The organism is Plantibacter sp. VKM Ac-2876 (genome assembly GCF_015350715.1).
GTDB lineage: Bacteria > Actinomycetota > Actinomycetes > Actinomycetales > Microbacteriaceae > Plantibacter > Plantibacter auratus.
On sequence record NZ_JADKSI010000001.1, the window covers coordinates 508935 to 529420 of the forward strand.

16 protein-coding genes are annotated in these 20486 nt (G+C 70.3%); 6 read left to right on the forward strand and 10 right to left on the reverse strand.

The features are described 5' to 3' along the window. Positions 1 to 2: 2 nt before the first annotated feature. The 4 genes from ITJ62_RS02430 to ITJ62_RS02445 all read right to left on the reverse strand — a co-directional run bounded on the left by ITJ62_RS02430 (position 3) and on the right by ITJ62_RS02445 (position 5496). Positions 3 to 1055: an ABC transporter permease gene (locus ITJ62_RS02430; RefSeq protein ID WP_194599537.1), complete on the reverse strand. Its 1053-nt coding sequence runs from the start codon at positions 1053 to 1055 to the stop codon at positions 3 to 5. A 2-nt stretch (positions 1056 to 1057) separates the two neighbouring features. Beyond that, a complete protein-coding gene (locus ITJ62_RS02435) occupies positions 1058 to 2650 on the reverse strand; it encodes an ABC transporter substrate-binding protein (RefSeq protein WP_194599538.1) in 1593 nt (530 codons plus the stop codon). Between the two features lie 108 nt (positions 2651 to 2758). Continuing rightward, positions 2759 to 4363 (reverse strand): hydantoinase/oxoprolinase N-terminal domain-containing protein, encoded by a 1605-nt coding sequence (locus tag ITJ62_RS02440; RefSeq protein WP_194599539.1) that lies wholly within the window; start codon positions 4361 to 4363, stop codon positions 2759 to 2761. Next, positions 4360 to 5496: a DUF917 domain-containing protein gene (locus tag ITJ62_RS02445; RefSeq protein WP_085512084.1), complete on the reverse strand. Its 1137-nt coding sequence runs from the start codon at positions 5494 to 5496 to the stop codon at positions 4360 to 4362. Before ITJ62_RS02445 ends, ITJ62_RS02440 begins: the two co-directional genes overlap by 4 nt. 73 nt (positions 5497 to 5569) lie before the next feature. Between ITJ62_RS02445 and ITJ62_RS02450 the strand changes: the two genes are divergently transcribed. Further along, positions 5570 to 7069, forward strand: coding sequence for a CdaR family transcriptional regulator (locus tag ITJ62_RS02450; protein WP_064296015.1), 1500 nt, complete (start codon positions 5570 to 5572; stop codon positions 7067 to 7069). A gap of 15 nt (positions 7070 to 7084) precedes the next feature. Here the strand turns inward: ITJ62_RS02450 and ITJ62_RS02455 are convergent, their stop codons facing one another. Further along, positions 7085 to 7933, reverse strand: coding sequence for an alpha/beta fold hydrolase (locus ITJ62_RS02455; RefSeq protein ID WP_194599540.1), 849 nt, complete (start codon positions 7931 to 7933; stop codon positions 7085 to 7087). Positions 7934 to 8090: 157 nt separating this feature from the next. On the opposite strand from ITJ62_RS02455, the gene ITJ62_RS02460 reads away from it, so the two are divergent. Beyond that, positions 8091 to 8738 (forward strand): pyridoxal 5'-phosphate synthase, encoded by a 648-nt coding sequence (locus ITJ62_RS02460; RefSeq protein WP_194599541.1) that lies wholly within the window; start codon positions 8091 to 8093, stop codon positions 8736 to 8738. Between the two features lie 35 nt (positions 8739 to 8773). Here ITJ62_RS02460 and ITJ62_RS02465 read toward each other — a convergent pair whose 3' ends face one another. Both ITJ62_RS02465 and ITJ62_RS02470 read right to left on the reverse strand, forming a co-directional pair. Continuing rightward, positions 8774 to 11650 (reverse strand): MMPL family transporter, encoded by a 2877-nt coding sequence (locus tag ITJ62_RS02465; protein WP_194599542.1) that lies wholly within the window; start codon positions 11648 to 11650, stop codon positions 8774 to 8776. A gap of 63 nt (positions 11651 to 11713) precedes the next feature. Then, entirely contained in the window at positions 11714 to 12361 is a 648-nt protein-coding gene (locus ITJ62_RS02470) for a TetR/AcrR family transcriptional regulator (RefSeq protein WP_064296018.1), read from the reverse strand. Between the two features lie 155 nt (positions 12362 to 12516). On the opposite strand from ITJ62_RS02470, the gene ITJ62_RS02475 reads away from it, so the two are divergent. Further along, positions 12517 to 13743: an MFS transporter gene (locus ITJ62_RS02475; RefSeq protein WP_194599543.1), complete on the forward strand. Its 1227-nt coding sequence runs from the start codon at positions 12517 to 12519 to the stop codon at positions 13741 to 13743. A gap of 25 nt (positions 13744 to 13768) precedes the next feature. Here ITJ62_RS02475 and ITJ62_RS19250 read toward each other — a convergent pair whose 3' ends face one another. From ITJ62_RS19250 to ITJ62_RS02490, 3 genes are all read right to left on the reverse strand, one after another. Continuing rightward, a complete protein-coding gene (locus ITJ62_RS19250) occupies positions 13769 to 14635 on the reverse strand; it encodes an AraC family transcriptional regulator (protein ID WP_370581787.1) in 867 nt (288 codons plus the stop codon). Between the two features lie 113 nt (positions 14636 to 14748). Next, positions 14749 to 15915 (reverse strand): hypothetical protein, encoded by a 1167-nt coding sequence (locus tag ITJ62_RS02485; RefSeq protein WP_194599544.1) that lies wholly within the window; start codon positions 15913 to 15915, stop codon positions 14749 to 14751. A 50-nt stretch (positions 15916 to 15965) separates the two neighbouring features. Next, on the reverse strand, positions 15966 to 17636 hold the full coding sequence (locus tag ITJ62_RS02490; RefSeq protein WP_194600212.1) for a 2-isopropylmalate synthase: 1671 nt from the start codon (positions 17634 to 17636) through the stop codon (positions 15966 to 15968). 138 nt (positions 17637 to 17774) lie between these two features. Between ITJ62_RS02490 and ITJ62_RS02495 the strand changes: the two genes are divergently transcribed. The 3 genes from ITJ62_RS02495 to ppk2 all read left to right on the forward strand — a co-directional run bounded on the left by ITJ62_RS02495 (position 17775) and on the right by ppk2 (position 20465). Continuing rightward, complete coding sequence (locus ITJ62_RS02495) at positions 17775 to 18452, forward strand: FadR/GntR family transcriptional regulator (RefSeq protein ID WP_194599545.1); 678 nt, start codon at positions 17775 to 17777, stop codon at positions 18450 to 18452. 134 nt (positions 18453 to 18586) lie between these two features. Further along, on the forward strand, positions 18587 to 19537 hold the full coding sequence (locus tag ITJ62_RS02500; RefSeq protein ID WP_194599546.1) for a manganese catalase family protein: 951 nt from the start codon (positions 18587 to 18589) through the stop codon (positions 19535 to 19537). Between the two features lie 103 nt (positions 19538 to 19640). Continuing rightward, positions 19641 to 20465, forward strand: coding sequence for a polyphosphate kinase 2 (ppk2, locus tag ITJ62_RS02505; RefSeq protein WP_194599547.1), 825 nt, complete (start codon positions 19641 to 19643; stop codon positions 20463 to 20465). Positions 20466 to 20486: the final 21 nt, after the last annotated feature.

A 20486-nucleotide genomic window follows, 5' to 3' on the forward strand; every position in this document is an offset into this window, starting at 1 on the left:
GCTCAGCCCTCCGTGATCGAGGAGCGCGGATCGATCGTCGCGAGCGCGATGTCGATGAGGAGGTTGAGGCCGAGGACGAGGATCGCGTACACGAGCACGATGCCCTGGATCATCGGGTAGTCCTTCGAGGTGATCGACGAGACGATGCTCGTCCCGAGACCGGGGATGGCGAAGACCGTCTCGATGAGCACGGTGCCGGCGACCATGCCCGTGAGGATGATGCCGCCGATCGTGAGCGTGGACGTCACCATGTTCGGCAGCGCGTGCCGCAGGTAGACGAGGTGCGTCGGGAGGCGCTTGCTCCGTGCCGTGGTCATGTACGGCATCTCGAGGACGGCCAGCATCTCCACGTGCACGATGCGGGCCAGGTAGGCCATCGGACCGACCGCGAGGGCCACCACCGGCAGGATCGCCTGGTCGAAGCCTCCCCAGCCGGCAGCCGGGAGCACCTTGAGCCCGATGCTGAACACCGCGATGAGACCGACGGCGAGCAGCAGGCTCGGGATGGCGATGAGCACGCCGAGCAGACCCGAGACGCCGAGGTCGGCGAGGCGGCGGCGGCCGGTGCGCGAGGACACCGCGGTCGCGACACCGATGGGGAAGGCGCCGATCGCCGCGACGAGGAAGGACGCGACCGCGAGGGTGAGCGTCACCGGGAAGCGCTGCGCGATCGTGTCGGCGACCGGCCGCTGCGAGCCGATCGCCGTGCCGAAGTCGCCGCGGAACAGCCCGCTGACGTAGTTGACGAACTGCTCCGGCACCGGCACGTTCAGGCCGAGGTCGGCGCGCGTCCGCTCGACGAGTTCCGGGGTCGCACTGTTCCCGAGCGCAGCCCGCACCGGGTCGCCCGGCACGAGCTGCACGATCAGGAACGTCGCGACGATGACGATGGCGAGGGAGACGAGCACCCGGCCGAGTCGTCGGAGGATGAACGAGGTCCGCGGGGAGAGTCCGCCGAGGACGCCGCGACCCCCTCGACGCGCGACCGCCGGGCCGCCGGGGCCCTGGGCCTGCTCGGTGGCCTGCTCGGTGGTCACGGTCGAGGGGATCGTCATGATCAGCCGACCATCCGGATGCTCGTCGGGCGGATGAAGTTCGGACGCTCGACCTCGGCGCCGTTCAGGTACAGGAAGTCCTGCGCGTCGGCGATCGGGAACACGTCCGTCCGCTCGATGAGCTTCGCCTCGGCCTGCTGCCAGAGGTCGCAGGTCTCCTCCGGGCTGGCCGTCTTGGCCTGCTCGGCGAGCGCGTCGTACTCCGGGTTGTCGACGAACATGAAGTTGTTGCCGCCCTTGTCCGGGGTCTCGCCACCGAAGAAGGTGTTCACGATGACCGGTCCGCCCGGAGCGATCTGCACGAAGCCGGTGTCCCAGTCGAAGGTCGAGAACAGCTGCTCGGACCAGGCGTTCGCGTCGTTGCCCGAGAGCTCCGTCGTGACGCCCAGCTCGTCCCAGGTCTGCTGCACGAGCTCGGCCGCTGCCGCGTGGCTCGGGGTGGCCGCGTCGTAGATGAACTTGATCGTCAGCGGCTCACCGTCCTTCGAGCGCTTGCCGTCGGAACCGAGCGTCCAGCCCGCCTCGTCGAGCAGCTCGCCGGACTTCTCGACGTCCGTCTCGGGGAGCGTCCACTGCGGACCGTCGGCGACGCAGAGGTAGGGGCTCTTCACGACGAGCGACTTGGACTCCTCGGCGGTGCCGTCGGTGACGACCTCACCGACCTGCTCGCGGTCGATCGCGGTGACGAGGGCCTCACGGACGAGCGGGTCGGAGGTGGGGCGCTCAGGACGCTCGTTGAAGAGCATCTCGCCGATCGGGTTGCGCACGCCCTCGCTGCCGAGACCGGCGGCCTCGACGCGGTCCTGGTCGGCACCGCCGATGCTCGCGGCGTTCACGTCACCGGAGAGCAGCAGGTTCGCGGCGGTCCCGGGGTCGGTGACGACGCGGACCTCGAAGGTGTCCGGCAGGCCCTTGGTGTCGCTCGTGACGTCCTCGGGACCCCAGGTGTAGTCGTCGCGCTTCGTGAAGGTGTAGCTGGAGCCCGGGGTCGCCTTGTCGAGGGTGAAGAGGCCGGTGCCGTTCATCGTCTCGACGAGGGAGTCAGGGTCGTCGAGGCCGGCCTGGCAGACCATCTCGACGGTGCCGGTGTTGGCGAGGATGAACGGGTCGGGCGTCGTGCTCGTGACGGTGAGCTGGTTGCCGTCGGCGGTCGCGGTCATCCGCTCGGAGACCTGCGCGCCGTAATAGAAGGTCGCGTTGGCCGGGTCGGCGTTGTAGGTGATGTTCGCCGCGGCGGTCTCCGCGGTGAACGGGGTGCCGTCCGCGCAGGTGATGCCGTCCTTGAGCGTGTAGGTGATGGAGGTGGAGCTCGCGTCCTCCTCCCAGCTCTCGGCCAGCCAGGGCAGGAGCTCGCCGTCGGCGTTGACGTACACGAGCGACTCGTAGTGGAAGCTGATGATCTCGCGGGCCTCGAGGCTGATGCCCGTCATGGGGACGAGGCTCCCCGGGTCGCCGCTCATGGCGGTGACGAAGGTGCCGCCGGAGACGTACTCGCCGGAGGAATCGGAGGATTGCGAGGAGGTGCACGCGGTGAGGGCCACCGCGGTGAGGGCCGCGGTGGCGAGTGCCGCCGCGGCTTTCCGCTTGCTGTTCATGCTGGATCCTTCGTACTCGGGTGGCCGTGGTGCGCGGGTGGCCGGATCAGATGGGGTGAGAGGTGCCGTGCTGGTGCTGGTGGAGAGCGGTGCTGGTGCTGTGGTGCGTCAGATGCGCTGTCGGGTCGCCGTGCCGATGCGGGCGAGGGGCCCCGCCGCCTTCACGGAGACCTTCAGGGTGGGGCGGGTCGCGTACGAGACGGGGGTCTCGAGCACGTCGACGATCTCGACCGAGCGCGGGTCTGCGCCGGCCTGGATCGCCTTCTCGATCGCGGAGCGTCCTGCCTCCTCGATGGCGGCTGCGCGGTCGGCGAAGTCGCAGAGCTGATCGGAGCGCCCACCGGCGAGCGCGATGGCCGCGCCCACGGCGTTGGCGACGTTGCCGCGCGCCGGGCGCAGGACCTCGCTCGCGCCGAGGACGGCGTCCGGGACGAGGAATCCTCCGCCGCCGACGACGACGAGCGGGAGGCCGGTGCGGCCGAGCGACATGCGCTCGACGGCGGACTCGATGCGTTCGTGGGCGACGCCGAGCGCGTGCTCGAGCGCCTGGCGGGTCGCGCGGTCGAGGGGCGGCAGCTCGCGGTCGGCGATGCCGAACTGGAGCGAGGCCGCGTCGGTGAGGGTCGGGGTGGTGCCGCCGAACAGCAGCGCCTCCTCGGTGAGCCGGTAGCCGACCGAGTCGTGCCGCGGGACGCCGGTCGCGGTGTCGACGATCGTGCCGCCACCGAGGCCGACACTCAGGATGTCGGGCATGCGGAAGTTCGTCCGCACGCCACCGACCTCGCGGGGCAGGGTCGACTCGCGGGGGAACCGGTCGACGAGCACGCCGAGGTCGCTCGTCGTGCCGCCGACGTCGATGATGATCGCGTTGTCGGCACCGGAGAGGAAGGCGGCGCCGCGGATGGAGTTCGCCGGCCCGGAACCGATCGTGAGCACCGGGTAACGGGCCGCGTACTCGACGGCCATGAGTGTGCCGTCGTTCTGGGCGAAGTAGGTCGTCGCGTCGAGTCGCTCCTCGGCGACGACGGTCGTGAGCGCGTTCGTGACGTCGCGGGCGACGGCGTAGAGGGACGCGTTGAGGACGGTCGCGTTCTCACGCTCCAACAACCCGAGCGCGCCGATCTCGTGACTGAGCGACACCGGGATGTCGACCCCGACGTGATCCTGGACGAGCGCCTCGACCTCGAGCTCCTGCTCGGGGAACGACGGGCTGAAGATGCCGCAGACGGCGACCGCGTCGAAGGTACCGGCCAGGGCGTCGAGCTCCCGGCGGATGAGGTCGCGGTCGAGCGGGGCGATCGGGTAGCCGTCGACGAGATGGCCGCCGCCGGCGAGGATGCTCCCCGCGAGGACGACGTCGCGCAGTTCCCGCGGCCAGCCGGCGAGCGGCGGGAGCGAGGTGGCTGCGGGCGAGCCGAGCCGGATGACGACGACACGACCGAGGTCGCGGCGGTTGACGATCGCGTTGGTCGCGTGGGTGGTGCCGAGCATGACGCGGGTGACGAGGCCCCGGTCGTCGCCGAGCTGGTCGAGGACCTCGGCGAGCGCCGCCCGGATGCCGCCGGTGACGTCGCGGGTGGTGGGCTGCTTCGTCCACGAGACGACCTCACCCGTGCCCGAGAGCGCGACGGCGTCGGTGTTGGTCCCGCCGACGTCGATGCCGATCGCGAGTTCGCCCGAGGTGTCGGTGACGGTGCTGGCGCCGGCGCTCATCGGGTCGCTCCAATGGTCTCGTCGGCGCTCACGCCGAAGGGCTCGTAGTCGAGGTCGTAGCCGAACGCGCGCGGGCCGGCGAGTTCGAGGCCGCGCTCGGTGCGCCACAGTGGATCGCACGCCCAGGCGAGGACGCTCACCCGCTGCCCGAAGCGCAGCATCTCGGTGGAGATCGCGTCGCCCGTCTCGGAGTCGACGATCGTGACGAGGTCGGGGACGCTGACGATGACCGCTCCGTCCTCCATGACGACGAGGTTCTCGTTCTGGATCTCCACGCGGGTGAGGCGACCGCGGTGCTCGCCGATCCCCTCGACCGTGACGGAGCCGCGGGTGAACCCGCCCTCGGTGCGGCGCTCGATGTCGACGACCTTGCCGCCCGTGATGAGGGACGCGCCGAGTTCGTCCGTGAGCGCGCCGACGGGGTCGGTGGCGGTGAGGAGCCGGCGCCCGACCTGCACGGCGCGGCTGACGCTGCCCTCGATGACCGCGCCGCGGACGGTGTCGCGGTCCATGACGTAGTTGGCGCCGATCGAGATCGCACCGCTGGCCACGGTGAGTGCGCGGGCGTGGCGCTCGAGCCAGGCGAGGCTGACAGGCCGCAGGATCGAGACGTTGCCGATCACGTCGCTCAGGACCGCGTACCCGGGCGGGAGGTTCGCGACGTTCATCGCGGTCATCGGCGCTTCCGGGAAGGCACGTCCCATGCCGTCGGCGTCGAGGATGCTGAGGCCGAGGCTCGCGGCCCAGCCGACGGGTCCGACGCCGTTGCTGCCGCCGATCTCCGTCGCCATGATCGTGGTGATGCGCTTGCCGGTGAGGCGCTCGATCTCCTCGACGATGATCTCGGCCTGGCCGCTCGCGCCGAGCATCTCGAAGCCCACCGACGGGGCGCCGATGCCGGACATGGCGACGACCACGTCGTCCGCGTCGAGGTCGGCGACCTGTTTGACGGGGACCGGACCGAACTGCTCCAGGGCGATCTCGACGCCGAGCTGCGGGGTCTGCACCGCGCCGCCGCCGCCGGTGCCGAAGATGGCGCATCCTGCGGCGAGCGCCGGCACGTCGGCCAGGGTGATGCTGGTGATCGGCGTGGCCGACGCTGCGGAGCGTGCAGCGGGGTGGTTCGTTGACATGTACCGAGCGTAGGCAGGGTCGGGAAGCACGACAATGTTCCCGCGGCCCACACAATCGGGGCAGAATGTGCTCATGGCCCAAGTCACCGTCGCGGACGTCATCCTCCAAGCCGAGCATCTCGGCGCCCGCTGCGTCGCCGGCGCCCCTGCAGGCGTCCCGGTCACCGGCGTCGAGATCCTCGCGCTCGACGAGCTGAACGACGCGACCGAGCACTCCATCGCCATCGTGACGACCCCCGACGGCGCCGTCCCGAGGCCGTACCAGGTCGACATCGCCATCCGCCGGGCCATCGCCGCGGGCTGCGCCGGCCTCGTGTTCGTCGGTGCGTTCCCCGTCGCCGAGACCTCGCGGGCCCTCGCGGACCGCGGTGGCCTGCCGGTCATCATGAGCGAGGGCATCGCCTCCGACCTCGCCGTGCTGATGGACCGCACGATCCGCGGTGGAGCCGAGGAGGCGATGTCACGCGCCGAGTTCGCGATCCAACGGGTGATCAGCGCGTCCGCGGCCGAAGCGGAGCAGGCGTCGGGTGTCGGCGTGCGGGAGGCGATCCTCGAGGTCGCCAGCACGACGCTCGGGGTGCCGGTCACCCTCGTCGAGGACGCGAGCGCCAGCTGGCTCGAACCCGACGCGGTGTGCATCGGTGAGATCCCGATCGGCCGGGTCCACGCCGAGCGCGACGACCCGGCCGCGGCGATCGCCCTCCCGGTCATCGCCTCCGTCCTCTCGCGCGCCCTGCAACGGGAGCTGCACGGCCGGTTCGGTTCGGTTCGCTCGCGGGCGGAACTCATCATCGAGCTGATCTTCGCGGAGTCGTCCCGCATCGACGGCTTCGCGATGGACGCGGTCCGCGCCGGCCTGCCGCTGCAGCTGTCGCATGCGGTGGCGTGGCTGACCCCGAAGCACGCGAGCGACCCGGACCGCCGGGCACCCACGGTCCTCGCGCCCTCCGTCGAGCTCTTCGCGCTGCAACTCGTCGACCAGCGCGAGGAGCAGTGGCACCTCGCGATGCGGCGCGACGAGATCGTGGTCATCGCGTCGGAGGAGCTCGGCGCACCCGACCACCAGCGGCGACTGCGCGACGTGATGGAGCGGATCGTCGCGCACGCTGCGACGATCGCGGGGCCGGAGTGGACGTTCACCGTCGGGCTCGGGACGCCGCAGAGCGGGGCGGCGGGGCTCCGGCAGTCGGCGACCGAGGCGCGGGTCGCGGCTGAAGCGGCCATCGCGGGTGGTCGTTTCGGCACCATGGAGGCGACGGACGTCACCGGGTTGCGGCGGGTGCTGCTCGACTTCTACGCCTCACCGCTCAGCCGGACACTGCTCGACGACATCCTCTCGCCGCTCGACGCCCTCGGGCCGGAGCGGGCCACGATCTCGGTGCGGACGCTGCTCGCGTACCTCAGCCATCGGAACTCGCTGGCGCGTGCCGGGGCCGAGCTGAACCTGCATCCGAACGCGGTGAACTACCGGATCCGGCGCATCGAGCAGTCGCTCGAACTCGACCTCGCCGACCCGGACGTCCGCTTCGCCGCGGAACTCGCCTGCCGGGTGCGGCTCATCGGCATGCCGTAGCCGAGCGGTGCCCGCTCAGCCCTGGGACGCCGCTTGCCTCGCCACCCGGACGATGCCCGCGGCGAGCGTCGGCCAGAGCTCGGCGGGGATGAGGTGCCCCATGCCAGGAAGGATGTGGAGCTCGGCCTCCGGCATCGCCTGGGCGATGTCCACGGCGGAGGTCCAGTGCAGCACGTCGTCCTCGCGACCGTGGAGCACGAGGGTCGGGACGGTCACGTCGCGCAGCCGCTCGAGTCGCTCCGGCGCACGCAGCAGCGCCGCCCACTGCCGGCTGAACCCTTCGGGCGCGTACCCGCGGTCGTAGGCCTCGCCCGTCGCCCACACCTCCCAGGCGGTGTCGGGCTGGTAGCGCGCGCCGGGCACGGGTGCGGCGAGCTCCGCCATCGCGGCGACGGACTCCTCCCGGGTGTACCGCACGGGCGAGACGAGCAGCTCGGGCCGCTCGCCGTGCAGGATGTAGCGCGGGTCCTGGCCGGGGATCGTGGACAGCAGGCCGAGGCTCAGCACGCGCTCCGGGTGGTCGAGCGCGACCATCTGCGCCATCATGCCGCCCATCGAGTGGCCGACGAGGTGCGCCTGCCCGACCCCGAGATGATCGAGCACCCGCAGGACGTCGTCGCCCATGTCGCCGAGCGAGTACCCGCCGTCGAGGTCGGTCTCACCACCGAACCGCTGCGAGAAGCCGACGTCGCGGTTGTCGAACCGCACGACGCGGAAACGCTCGTCCACGAGCATCTTCCGGAACGGGTCGCGCCAGGTGAGCAGCTGCGCGCCGCCGCCCGCGATGAGCACGATCGCCGGATCGGCGGGGTCACCCTCCACCTCGTAGTAGATCGAGACGTCGTCGGTGTCGGTGTACGGCATGCGGTGTCCACTCTCCTCGAACCTGCTCCCTGGTGGGCGTTCCGAGGCTAGCCCGCGGCCCGGCCGGGCACCATGTGTCAGGACACCACGGTTCCGGGGGCGACTGTGCCGCCGCCCCAACCATCAGGACCGAGGGCAACGCGGGTAGGCTCGCGACATGAGCGCCGAACCCCTCTCCGGAGACGACACCCTGCAGCTGCCCGAGTTCGACGCCCCGCCCGCCGAACCCATGCTGCTCGCTCAGCAGTGGCTCGCCGCAGCGATCGAGCGGGACGTCAGCGAACCCCGTTCGATGACCCTCGCGACGGCCACCTCGGTCGGTGTCGTCAGCGCGCGCACCGTCGATGTGAAGACCCTCGATGATCGCGGCCTGATCTTCGGCTCGTCGACCGAGAGCCGCAAGGGCGGGCAGCTCGCCGAGAACCCGAGCGCCGCCCTCCAGGTGTACTGGCGCGAGACGATGCAGCAGCTCCGCTTCGAGGGCCGCGTCGAGCAGTTGAGTGACGAGGAGTCCGACGCGCTGTTCGCCGACCGCTCGCCCAAGTCACGAGCGGCGACGGCGGTCGCCCACCAGTCGACGCCGTTCCGCGACGGCCCGGAGGAGACCCTCGACGCCCTCATCGCGCAGGCGAACGAGCTGCTCGAGCGCGAGGGCGACGACGTCCCACGGCCGGCCACGTGGGTCGGGTTCCGGCTCGTCCCCGACATGGTCGAGTTCTGGCACGCCAGCCGCGACCGCATGCACCGGCGCCTCCGCTATCTCGCGGCCGACGGCGGCTGGATCGTGGACCGCCTGCAGCCGTAACGGAGAGGCGACCACCGGCCGCCTCCCCGCTCGCGCTACCTCGGCGCGCGGACGACCACGACGCCACCGACGGGCGGCTCGACGACCGCGGTGCCGTTGTCGGCGTCGACCGCGATGACGTAGGCACCGACGGCCACGCGCTGCACACCGGCGGTCGCCGGGTGCACGATGACGTCGAGCCCGGGCTCCACCCGTGAGACCTGCTGGTCGGCCGGGTCTGGGTCGGTCGTGAGCACGTGCGCCGGGTGCGTCCGCTCGGCGGCGGCCGCCGCCTCCCGACGGGTCAGCTCACTCGACGGTGTGGCCACGTGCGCCGCCGTGCCCGCGGTCACGCCGGCGCCGAGGGCAGCCGTCTCCGCGCCGTCGACCGCGTTCCGCGGCTCGGCGCTCGACGGGGCGGTCGCGACCGAAGCCGTGTCATGCGGGTGGCTGCGCTCGAGCGCGGCACCCTCGACGTCGACGTTCGGCAGGATGCGGTCGAGCCACTTCGGGATCCACCAGGCGCTCTTTCCGAGCAGGTGCATGACCGCCGGGATGAGGAGCATACGGACGATGAACGCGTCGACGAGCACACCGAACGCCAGACCGAACCCGATCGACCGGATCATCGCCGAGTGGGAGAAGATGAACCCGCCGAAGACGGAGATCATGATGATCGCCGCCGCCACGACGACCGTCCGGCCGGCGTGCAGCCCGCGCTGGACCGCCAGGCGCGCCGGGGCACCGTGGGCGAACGCCTCGCGCATGCCGGACACGAGGAACAGCTGGTAGTCCATCGCGAGTCCGAAGAGGATGCCGATGAGGATCGTCGGCAGGAAGCTCAGGATGGGTCCCGGGTCGTGCACGCCGAACACCGGTCCGAGCCAGCCCCACTGGAAGATCGCCGTGATGCCGCCGAAGGTCGCCGCGAGCGACAGCATGAAGCCGAGCGTCGCCGTGAGCGGCACGAGGATCGATCGGAACACGAGGATCATGATGATCAGCGACAGGCCCACCACGAGCGCCAGGTAGAGCGGGAGGGCGTCGGAGAGCTGCTTCGAGACGTCGATGTTGCCGCTCGCGCTGCCGGCCACCCCGAGCTCGACGTCGCCCGACAGCGGCGAGAGGTCGCGCAGGTCGCGGACGAGCTGCTCCGTGGAGACCGCGTTCGGGCCCTCCTTCGGGATCACCTGGAAGGCGAGGACGGAGTTGTCGTCCGAGGCGCCCACCGGCGCGACGGCCTTCACGTCGTCCTGGTCGGCGATCTCCTGGCCGATCCGCACCTGCTCCTCGAGGACCTCCTCGTCGGTGGCGGCGTCGGGCAGCGTGGCGACGACGAGCAGCGGACCGTTGACGCCGGCACCGAACTTGTCCTCGATGAGCGTGTAGGACTGGTACTGCGTCGAGTCGACGGCCTCCGAGCTGCCGTCCGGCAGGCCGAGGCGCATGTCGAGCGCGGGGATCGCGACGACACCGAGCACGACGAGTCCGGCGACGAGCGTGCCGACGGCGCGCAGGGTGCCCATGGGCTTGGTCGGGACGGCGTCCGGGCGCGGCGTACCGATGGTGCCGCGTGCCTTCCGGCTGAGGATCCGGAGGCCGAGCAACGACAGCAGCGCGGGCGTCAGGGTTACCGCGAGCAGGATCGCGACGGCGACGCAGATCGCGCCGACGGTGCCCATCAGACCGAGGAAGGGGATCCCCGTGACGTTGAGCGCCAGCAGCGCGACGAGGACGGTCGATCCGGCGGACACGACCGCGTTGCCCGAGGTGCCGTTCGCGAGGCCGATGGACTCGTGCAGTTCGACGCCCGCGAGCAGCTGCTTGCGGTGCCGGTTCAGGATGAACAGCGAGTAGTCGATGCCGACCGCGAGCCCGAGCATGACGCCGAGCACCGGCGTGATCGAGAGCATGTCGACGACGCCGGAAAGGGAGAGCGACGCGGTGACGCCGACACCGACGCCGACGATCGCCGAGACGAGCGGGAGCGATGCGGCGATGACCGTGCCGAGCATCACGAGCAGCGTGATCGCCGCGATGATGAGGCCGATCGCCTCACCCACGCCGAACAGCTGCGGCAGGCTCTGCGCGAGCTCGTTCGAGAACTCGACCTCGACGCCCGACGGGACGTCCTCCTTGACCTGGTCGATGACCGACTGCTTCGTCTCCGGCGTGACCTCCTGCTGACGCTTGTCGAAGACGACGTTCGCGACCGCGGTGGTGTCGTCGGTCGAGACGGTGCGGATGCCCGAGGAGAGGTCGAGGAGCTGGGAGGAGAGCTCGAGCTTCGTGCTCTGCTCGTCGAGCTTCGCGAGGTTCTCGGTGATGGTGGCCTGCTGGGCGTCGAGCGCCGTCTGCTGCTGCGTGATGGCGGTCTGCTGGGCGTCGAACTGGGCCTGCGCGGCGGCCGGGAGCGTGCCGCCGGCGGCCTGCTGCGCCTGGGCGAGCGCGGCGCTCAGCTGGGTCTGCGCGTCGGTCAGCTGCTGCTGCCCGGCGTCGAGCTGCGTCTGGCCGTCGGTCAGCTGGGTGCGGCCGTCGTCGATCTGCGTCTTGCCGTCGGAGATCTGCTTCGCCTGGTCGGCGATCGTCTCCTGCGTCTCGAAGGGGTTGACCGTGGAGTCGACACCCTTGAGGTCGGCCGTCTCGTCGAGCAGCTCGCCGATCGCGGTCTTCTGGCTGTCTGTGAAGGCGTCGCCGTCCTTCGTGTGGAACACCATCGCCCCGGTGCCGCCGGAGGCGCTCGGGAACGACTCCTCGAGCTGGTCGGTGACCTTCGCGGTCGGCGTGCCCGGGATGGTGACGGCGCTCGAGAGGGTGCCGCCGAAGGCGAGGAACGCACCCACCGAGATGCCGAGGATCACGATCCAGGAGATGAGGACGGCCCACGCGCGACGCGCGGAGAAGCGTCCGAGGCGATACAGCAGTTCAGCCAAGGGAGTCTCGATTCTTCGGGAGGTGGTGCTGGTGACGTGTGCGGGGACGGAGCGGGAAGCGGATCAGTGCGTGGACGCGTAGCCGGTGCGGACGCTCGCGATGAGCCGTTCCAGCAGGTCGGTCCAGAGGGCACGGGCTTCATCGTCCGTGGTGGCGCCGGTACTCGCGATCCAGTGATGGGCGAGCACTTCGACACCGTGCATGAGGGAGGACACCAGGAAGCCGGCCTCGAGTTCGTCGACGTCGGTGTTCCGCTCGGCCAGTTCGTGGGCGAGTTCCTGGGTGGTGCGGGAGAAGGTGGCCTGGAACAGCTGCTGCGGGCGCGAGTCGTCGGGTGCGAAGCCGCCGAGCGCGTTCCAGAGGAAGGCGATGACGCGGGGGATGTCGGTCGTGCGGAGGGCCGCGGCGACGTCCTCGAACATCGAGACACGCGACCCCGGGCCTGCCGGTCGTGCGTTGACGGCGGACCGGAAGCTCTCGATCACGACGGCCAGCTCCTCGGTGCAGGAGGTGGTGACGAGGTCGTCGATCGATGAGAAGTGGTTGAACACCGTGCGGCGCGAGACGTCGGCGCGCTCGGCGATGACGTCGACATTGAACCCGGCGATGCCCTGCTCCGCGATCATGACGCGGGCTGCGTCGAGGATCGCGCGATGGTGGCGCGCGCGGAGGGCGGCGCGTCGATCCTCGGCGGGGGCGGTGGTGGACACGTGGGTACACTACGTGCACCGATGCACTCAGTGCAACTTGTTGACCATGGTCCCAGGCGACTCTCGGCAGGGCATGGCGCCTCCGGTGGACTAGCGGTCGGGTCGAGTGGACGGGAGGTCGGATGCGACCGCCTCGTCTCGGGCAGGCTTGAGCCATGACGACAGACGAGAAGCTCGACGCTCCACGAACGGGCTCGGTCCCCACGACGAACACAGCCGCGTCCGACGTCCCGCGCACGCGGACCGCATGGGCGGCCGTCGCCGTCATGATGGCGACGAGCTTCGTGCTCGTGCTCGCCGAGTTCCTGCCGCCGAGCCTGCTGCCGTCGATGGCCGCGTCGCTCGGGATCACCGAGGGCCAGGCCGGCCAGGCCGTCACCGCGACGGCGTTCATCGGCTTCCTCACCGCGCCGACGATCGGGATCCTCGTCCCGCGACTCGACCGTCGCCTCCTGCTCGTCCTGCTCGCAGCGGCCGCCGCGGCGTCGAGCGCGCTCGTCGCGATCTCCGCCGACTTCGTGATGCTGCTCATCGCCCGACTCCTGCTCGGTGCGGCCCTCGGCGCCTTCTGGGCGATGTCGATCGCGATCGCCGCCCGGTTGTCCGCTCCGCACCACCTCGGTCGGGCGATCATGCTCGTGAACACCGGCACCACCGTCGCGACGGTCGCCGGTGTCCCGGTCGGCACCTACCTCGGTTCGGTCATGGACTGGCGCCTCATCTTCGCCGGTGTCGCGGTCATCACCGCGGTGGTGGCCGTAGCGCTGCGGCTCGTGCTCCCGCCCGTCGCACCGGCACCGTCGAGCGGCGGTCTGCGGTCGCTCGTCGACACGCTCCGGGTCCCCGGCATCCGCGTCGGTCTGACGGGACACATCCTGACCGTCCTCGGGCACTTCATCGCCTTCACGTACATCCGGCTCGCGATCGAGCGGGTGCCCGACCTCGACGCGGCCGGTGTCGCGGTCCTGCTCGCCGCGTTCGGTCTCGGCGGCGTGGTCGGCAACTTCGTGATCGGGCTCCTCGTCGACCGCCACCTGGCGGCCCTGCGCTACGTCGTCCCGGCGTTCATCGGCATCTCGATCGCGCTCGTGACCCTGTTCCCGGGGCAGCCGTGGATCGTGACCATCGCGATCACCACCTGGGGCATGGGCTTCGGTGCCTGGCTCACGACCCTCAGCACGTGGATGGGGCGGCTCGTCCCCGACCGCATGGAGTCCGGTGGTGGACTCGTCGTCGCGGGGTTCCAGCTCGCGATCACCGTCGGTGCCGGAGCGGGTGGACTGCTCGTCGACGCGGTCGGCATCGTCCCGGCCCTCACGGTCGCGGCGATCTCCGCGATCGTGGGTGGCATCGTCTTCGGGTCGGCGCGCACGGCGCGGTGATGCCGAGGGCGGTCCGACCGAGCACCTACGCGGCCTGCGCCGCCTCGACACGCCAGCGAGCCGGGGTCAGGCCCGTGTAGCGCTGGAAGGCGCGCGCGAACCCGTCTTCCGACACGTAGCCGAGTGCACCGGCGAGCTCAGCAACGGACGCGCCGCCCGTGAGGATGAGCCCCTTCGCCGTCTCCATGCGAACGGTCGTGAGGTAGGCGCGCGGCGTGTGCCCGACGACCTCGCGGAACCGCTCGGCGAACGCCGACCGCGACATCATGGCGATGCGGGCGAGCGTCTCGAAGGTCCATGGTCGCCCCGGTTCGGCGTGCAGGGCGTCGAGGACCGCGCCGATGTGCGGGTCGCCGATGCGCTGCAGCCAGCGGTCCGGCGCACAGCCGGCCTCGTTCCACGTGCGGAGCGCGGCCGACACGATCGTGGTCGCGATGCGGCTGCAGATGACGGTGTCGCCCGGCCGCGGACGACCAGCCGCCTGAGGGCAGCCCATGCCTGCGATGAGCGCCACCATCGAGGGCTCCTGCCCTGCGAAGTCGGCGACGTACAGGTGCTCGGGCAGCGTCTCCGCCACCTGTTGGCGCTGACCCGGCGGGGTGAAGGCGACGTCGAGGAGCTCGGCGTCCTCGAGTGCGAGCACCGTCGTGGCGTGGGCGCGCGGAAAGAAGACGAGGTCGCCGGCGTCGAGGTCGCGGGTACCGTCGGCGGCGGTGAGGCGGACGCGCCCGCTGGAGAGGTAGACGAAGCCGGACGCCGTGTGCGGTCGCCGCAGCGGGACACCCGCGGCGAGGCGGTCGCGGTCGGTGCCGTGGATCGTCCACTCCAGGCTCGCGAGCGCGCGGTCGAAGGTGTCGATCGTCGACGCTGGAGGGGTCGCGGTGAGGGTCACACCGATGCGAACGCGATCACGTCGCCGGATGTTCCGCCCGACTGCCCGCTGAGTCGCCCGGATCTGTCCGATTCCGGCGGCGATCCGAGCAGATTCGGGCGACTCAGTCGCGGCTAGCGCCCGTCGACCACCGACATGAACCCCGCGAAGGCGAAGGCACCCGGGATGATGTACAGCAGCGTGCGGGTCACGAGCCAGCTGACCGCTCCGACAGCCACCCAGATCGCATGGAAGCGCGCCCGCACCGTGAGGCGACGGCCCTCCTCGCCGACGACCGTCTCCTTCCGGGTCCAGACCTGCTCAGCCTCCATGGCGTCCCGTGCCGCCTCGAGGACGCTCTCAGCGTCCTGTCCCGCCACCCGTTCGTCGCGGTATCGCTCGGCCCTCGTGATGAGCCGCGGCACGAGGTCGGTGAGGATCGCGTCGACGGCGACCCAGGGGGCGGCGTACGAGAAGTCGGCGGCCGGTCTGCTGAAGAAGACGACCCGATCGTCGACCATCTCCACGTTGTAGTACGCCGCGGTGCTGACGAGCGACGACATGACGTCGGGGGTCAGCACGTATCGCGCGTCCGTCCCGTAGCCGGACGGCGCGTAGACGCGGAACCAGCGGTCGAAGTCGCCCTCGAGGGAGATCCGCAGACCCCGGTCGAGGCCCGGCGGCAGGTCGCTGCGGACGGTGTCGTTCGTCGTCGCGTCGAGCAGGAGGTGCGGGAGCGGAGCCGGCAGCTGCACGGTCAGGTAATGCCAGTCCCGCGACCGCTTCACGTCGTCGACCAGGTTGCCGAACTCGACCCGGTCGCCGACGAATCGCGGGTGGGAATACACCTGTGGTCCCGGCGTGGTGATGAAGGCGTTGTTGTACTTCCCCGTCGTGGTGATGAGCGAGGAGAACATCGCCCGTCCTTTCGACTCCTCCTCGAAGCCGTTGGCCACCGCGGTCAGGTGGCGCCGCCATTCGGCGAGGCGCGCCTTCGGGGACGGCGGACGGCGCGACCAGCGGTACAGGAGCCACGCACCGACGAGCAGCCCGATGAGGACGAGCACGGCGACGATCAGGCCGACGACGTCATCGGCCTCGACGCGACGGTCGTGATACTCGTCGACGCTGACGCCGACCGAGACGAGGGCGATCGCGAGGTACCAGAGGACGAGGCTGAAATAGAGGTGGAAGAGCACTCTCCGCCCGGTGGGCGCCCATTTGGACCGACCAGAACGACGCTCGTCCGCCATCGCCGCGGCGACCTCGTGTTCGGGCGCCGTCAGCCACCGCAGTTCCACTGATCCAGATCCCCTCGACGCCCTCAGCCTCCCAGCGTAGGGCAGGGTGACTACCGGCTCGCAGCGTTGACGACGGCGCGGACCGACGCCTCGAGCACGGAGCGATGGCGCCCGGCTGCCCACACCGTCTCCGCCCCGCGGCGGATCTCCAGGAGGGTCAGGGCCTCTGCGCCACTCCCGGCACTGAGCGAGGTCTGATGCAGGGAGACGATCTCGACGTGGATGCCGTGGTCGGCGAGGAGGCGGGTCGCCGCCTCGACCGGACCGACGTCGGCGAAGGTGGCCTCATGGCGATCCCCGTCGATCACGAGACCGATCGTCGTCCGCGAGGTCTCGCCGGTCGTCGTCACATCGACTTCGAGCAGCTCGACCCGAGACGGCGTCGCCGACAGGTAGCTGCGCTCGAACACCGAGAGCAGCGCCTCGGCGTCCAGCTCGCGACCGGTCTCGTCCGCCTGCTGCTGGACGCGACGCGAGAAGTCCACTTGGAGACGACGGGGCATCTCGATGCCGTAGTCGCGTTCGAGCAGGTAGGCGATGCCGCCCTTGCCGGACTGCGAGTTCACGCGGATGACCGCCTCGTAGCTCCGGCCGAGGTCCGCCGGGTCGACCGGCAGGTAGGGCACGCGCCACGGGAGGTCCTCCGGACGGCTGCCGGTGGCCTCGGCCCGAACCCGGTGTTCGGCGAAGCCCTTCTTGATCGCATCCTGATGCGTCCCCGAGAAGGCGGTGTGCACGAGGTCGCCGACGTAGGGGTGGCGCGGGTGGATCTCGATGCGGTTGCTGTGCTCGACGACCCGCCGGATGTGGTCGATGTCGGAGAAGTCGATCATCGGGTCGACGCCCTGGGCGTGCAGGTTGAGCGCGAGGGTCGCGAGGTCGACATTGCCGGTCCGCTCGCCGTTGCCGAAGATGCACCCTTCGACGCGTTGAGCGCCCGCGAGGACCGCGAGTTCAGCGCACGCGATCCCGGTGCCGCGGTCGTTGTGGGGGTGGACCGACAGGATGACGGCGTCGCGCCGGTCGAGGTTCCGGTGCATGTACTCGATCTGGTCGGCGTAGACGTTCGGGCTCGCCGCTTCGACGGTCGCGGGCAGGTTGAGGATCACCGGTCGGTCCGTCGAGGCGTCCCAGAGGGTCGTCATCGCATCGCAGAGTTCGAGGGCATAGTCCGGCTCCGTCAGGTTGAAGACCTCCGGGGAGAACTCGAACCGCACCCCGTCGAGGTCGCCGGCGAACTCGAGGACGTCGGCGCCGCCGGCGAGGATGAGCGCGCGGAGCGAGTCGCGGTCGTGTCCGAGGACGACCTCCCGCCAGAGCAGCGCCGTCGCGGTGTACAGGTGGATGACGACCGGGTTCCGGATCCCACGGATCGACTCGACGGTGCGCTCGATCAGGTCGCGGCGGGCCGGCGTGAAGACCACGATCGTGACGTCCTCGGGAGCGATGTCGGTCTCGGCGATCAGGCGGACGAAGTCGTAGTCGGTCTGCGAGGCGGAGGGGTAGCCGACCTCGATCTCCTTGTACCCCATCGTGACCATCAGCTCGAAGAAGGCCCGTTTCCGCTCGGGGTCCATGGGTTCGGCGAGCGCCTGGTTCCCGTCGCGCAGGTCCACCGGCACCCAGAGCGGCGCCTCGGTCAGTCGTCTCGACGGCCAGGTGCGGTCGAGGAGGGGGACGTCCACCCGCGAGTACAGGTCCTGGTAGCGATGGGACGGCATCTGGGAGTGCCGCTGTCGGTTCCAGCTCGGCGCGGAGGACGGGACAGGACCGGCGGGTGTGGAGAGTCGGGAGTCTGCGGGGATCACGCGGCTACGCTAACACAACTTGTCAGACAAGCTGAGGACTATGATCGAGTCATGGACACGGTGCACCGCGAATCGCTCTCCGACCAGGTCGCACGCTTGCTGCTGCAGCGCATCCAGGCCGGCGAGTGGGAGATCGGCCAGAAGCTGCCCGGCGAGACGACCCTGGCACCGCAGCTCGGCGTGGGCCGGTCGACCATGCGCGAGGCGATCCGCCAGCTGGCCGGCCAAGGCGTGCTCTCGACCCGGCAGGGATCGGGGAACTTCCTCCAGGCGCGCACGCCGGTCCAGGATTGGGACGCGCTCGTCCTGCGGACCGCGATCGGCTCGGTCGTCGAGGCACGCATCGCCATCGAGTGCGAGGCGGCGGCCCTTGCCGCGCAACGCCACACGGCGTCCGACCTGGCCGCCATCCGCGGGGCGCTGGCCCATCGGAACGCCGATCGCGCGACCATCGAGGGGCGGGTCGACGCCGACACGGCACTCCATCGCAGCATCGTCGCCGCGAGCGGGAACGAGATCTTGACCGAACTGTTCGACACCTTCGCCGAGCGCAGCCGCGAGGCGATGATCCAGATGCTCCGCCTCAGCGGCGAGCCGGGGACGGACCACGACCAGTTCGTCCACGAGCACATCGTGCAGGCGGTCGCGGATCGCGATGCCACCGCGGCGTTCGACCGCAGCCGCGCCCACCTCGTCGCCCTCCGCGACGGCATCGTGCCCCCGGACTGATCGCAGCGCGCGCGTGACTATACGCCTGTCGGCGCCCGGATGACACACCCCACGGGAATCGGTCGGCAGGCGCAGGCTGGGCGCGAGTGCCCGGGCCGAACGGCGACGGGGAACTCCGATCAAAGGGGAACACCATGTACTTCCACGTGCAGCGGTTCATCAACGAGATCGCCGAAGACGAGCCGGACCCCGCAGCGGCTGCGGCGCTGCAGGAGGGACTCGGCGGCCAGTTCGGCGAGATGCGCACCATGATGCAGTACCTCTTCCAGGCCATGAACTTCCGCGGCCCGAGCGGCAAGCCCTACCGCGACCTCATCCAGGGCATCGGCACCGAGGAGATCAGCCACGTCGAGCTCATCGGCACCACGATCTCCCGCCTCCTCGACGGTTCGCCCGCGTACCAGGGCAAGCAGACCGACCCGGTGGACCAGCCGGGGGCCGGCGGCGCGACACCCCTGTCGATCGCCCTGTCGGAGGTCAACACGCACCATTACCTCGTCGCCGCGCAGGGTGCGATGCCGGTGGACGCGGCCGGCAACCCGTGGAACGGGAGCTGGGTCTACAACTCCGGCAACCTCGTCCTCGACCTGATGTACAACCTCATGCTCGAGTCGACCGGTCGCCTGCAGAAGTGCCGGCTGTACGAGATGACGTCGAACAAGACGGCCCGTTCGACGATCGCCTACCTGATCGTCCGCGATCAGGCGCACGAGAACGCCTACGCGAAGGCGCTCGAGACCCTCGGGGTCAATTGGAAGAACTCCCTTCCGATCCCGAAGACCAACGCCGAGCAGTTCCCCGAGGTCAAGCTGCTGGTGGACCAGGGGCTGCAGAGCAAGCAGTTCTCCTTCGACCTCGCCGGGCAGTCCGAGGCCGGCCGCATCTTCCAGGGCATGTCGCCGTCCAACGACGGCACCGAGCTGGACGCGAGCGAGCAGGCTCCGGAGGGCGTGCCCTCGACGATCGCACCCGAGCGGTTCGAGGAGTTCTCCCCCGGAGCCGACAAGGACCTCCTCGCGCTCATCCAGGCGACGGCGGAGATGGAGCTCGCCGACATCGACGCGACCTTCGGTCCGCTGAAATAGCGACCACCGGTGCCCGCCCCGCCGGGGCGGGCACCGAGCACTGCACCAATGCGCCGATCAGGCGTCGAACCAGTCCTCGCGGGGACGGGCGGGAACACGCAGCATGTCGAAGGCTCCGAACCGGAACAAACCACCCAAACGCATCCGGAAGGACCGCTACGAAGCGGAACTGGAACGACTCCAGATCGAACTGGTCGCCATGCAGCGCTGGGTGATCGAGACCGGCGCACGGGTCGTCGTGGTCTTCGAGGGCCGAGACGCCGCAGGCAAGGGCGGCGCGATCAAGCGCATCGTCCAATATCTGAACCCGCGTTCGGCACGGGTCGCCGCCCTGCCGACCCCTGGTGAGCAGGAGCGCGGCCAGTGGTATTTCCAGCGCTACATCCAGCACCTGCCCACGGCGGGCGAGATCGTGCTGTTCGACCGCTCCTGGTACAACCGAGCCGGCGTCGAACGGGTGATGGACTACTGCACCCCTGAGCAGTACCGGCGATTCCTCCGCCAGACTCCCGTGTTCGAGCGGATGCTCGTCGAGGACGGCATCATCCTCATCAAGTACTGGTTCTCGGTCTCCGACGACGTCCAGGAGCAGCGGTTCCGCTCGCGTCTCGACGACCCGATGCGCCGCTGGAAGCTGTCCGACACGGACCTCCAGTCGATCACCCGCTGGGAGGACTACTCGCGCGCCAAGGACGAGATGTTCGAGGCCACGGACCACGCGGATGCACCCTGGTGGACGATCGAGAGCGACGACAAGCGGGCGTCCCGGTTGAACGCGATCTCGCACCTGCTCTCTCAGATCCCCTACGAGCAGCGCGCCCCCGAGCCGATCGACATCCCCGAGCGGCCGGGCGCCGACGGGTACGACCGACCCGCGCGCGAACGGTACCGGTACGTGCCGGATCACGCCCACACCCTCGGGGGCTGAACCGACGCGCTGACGGGACGA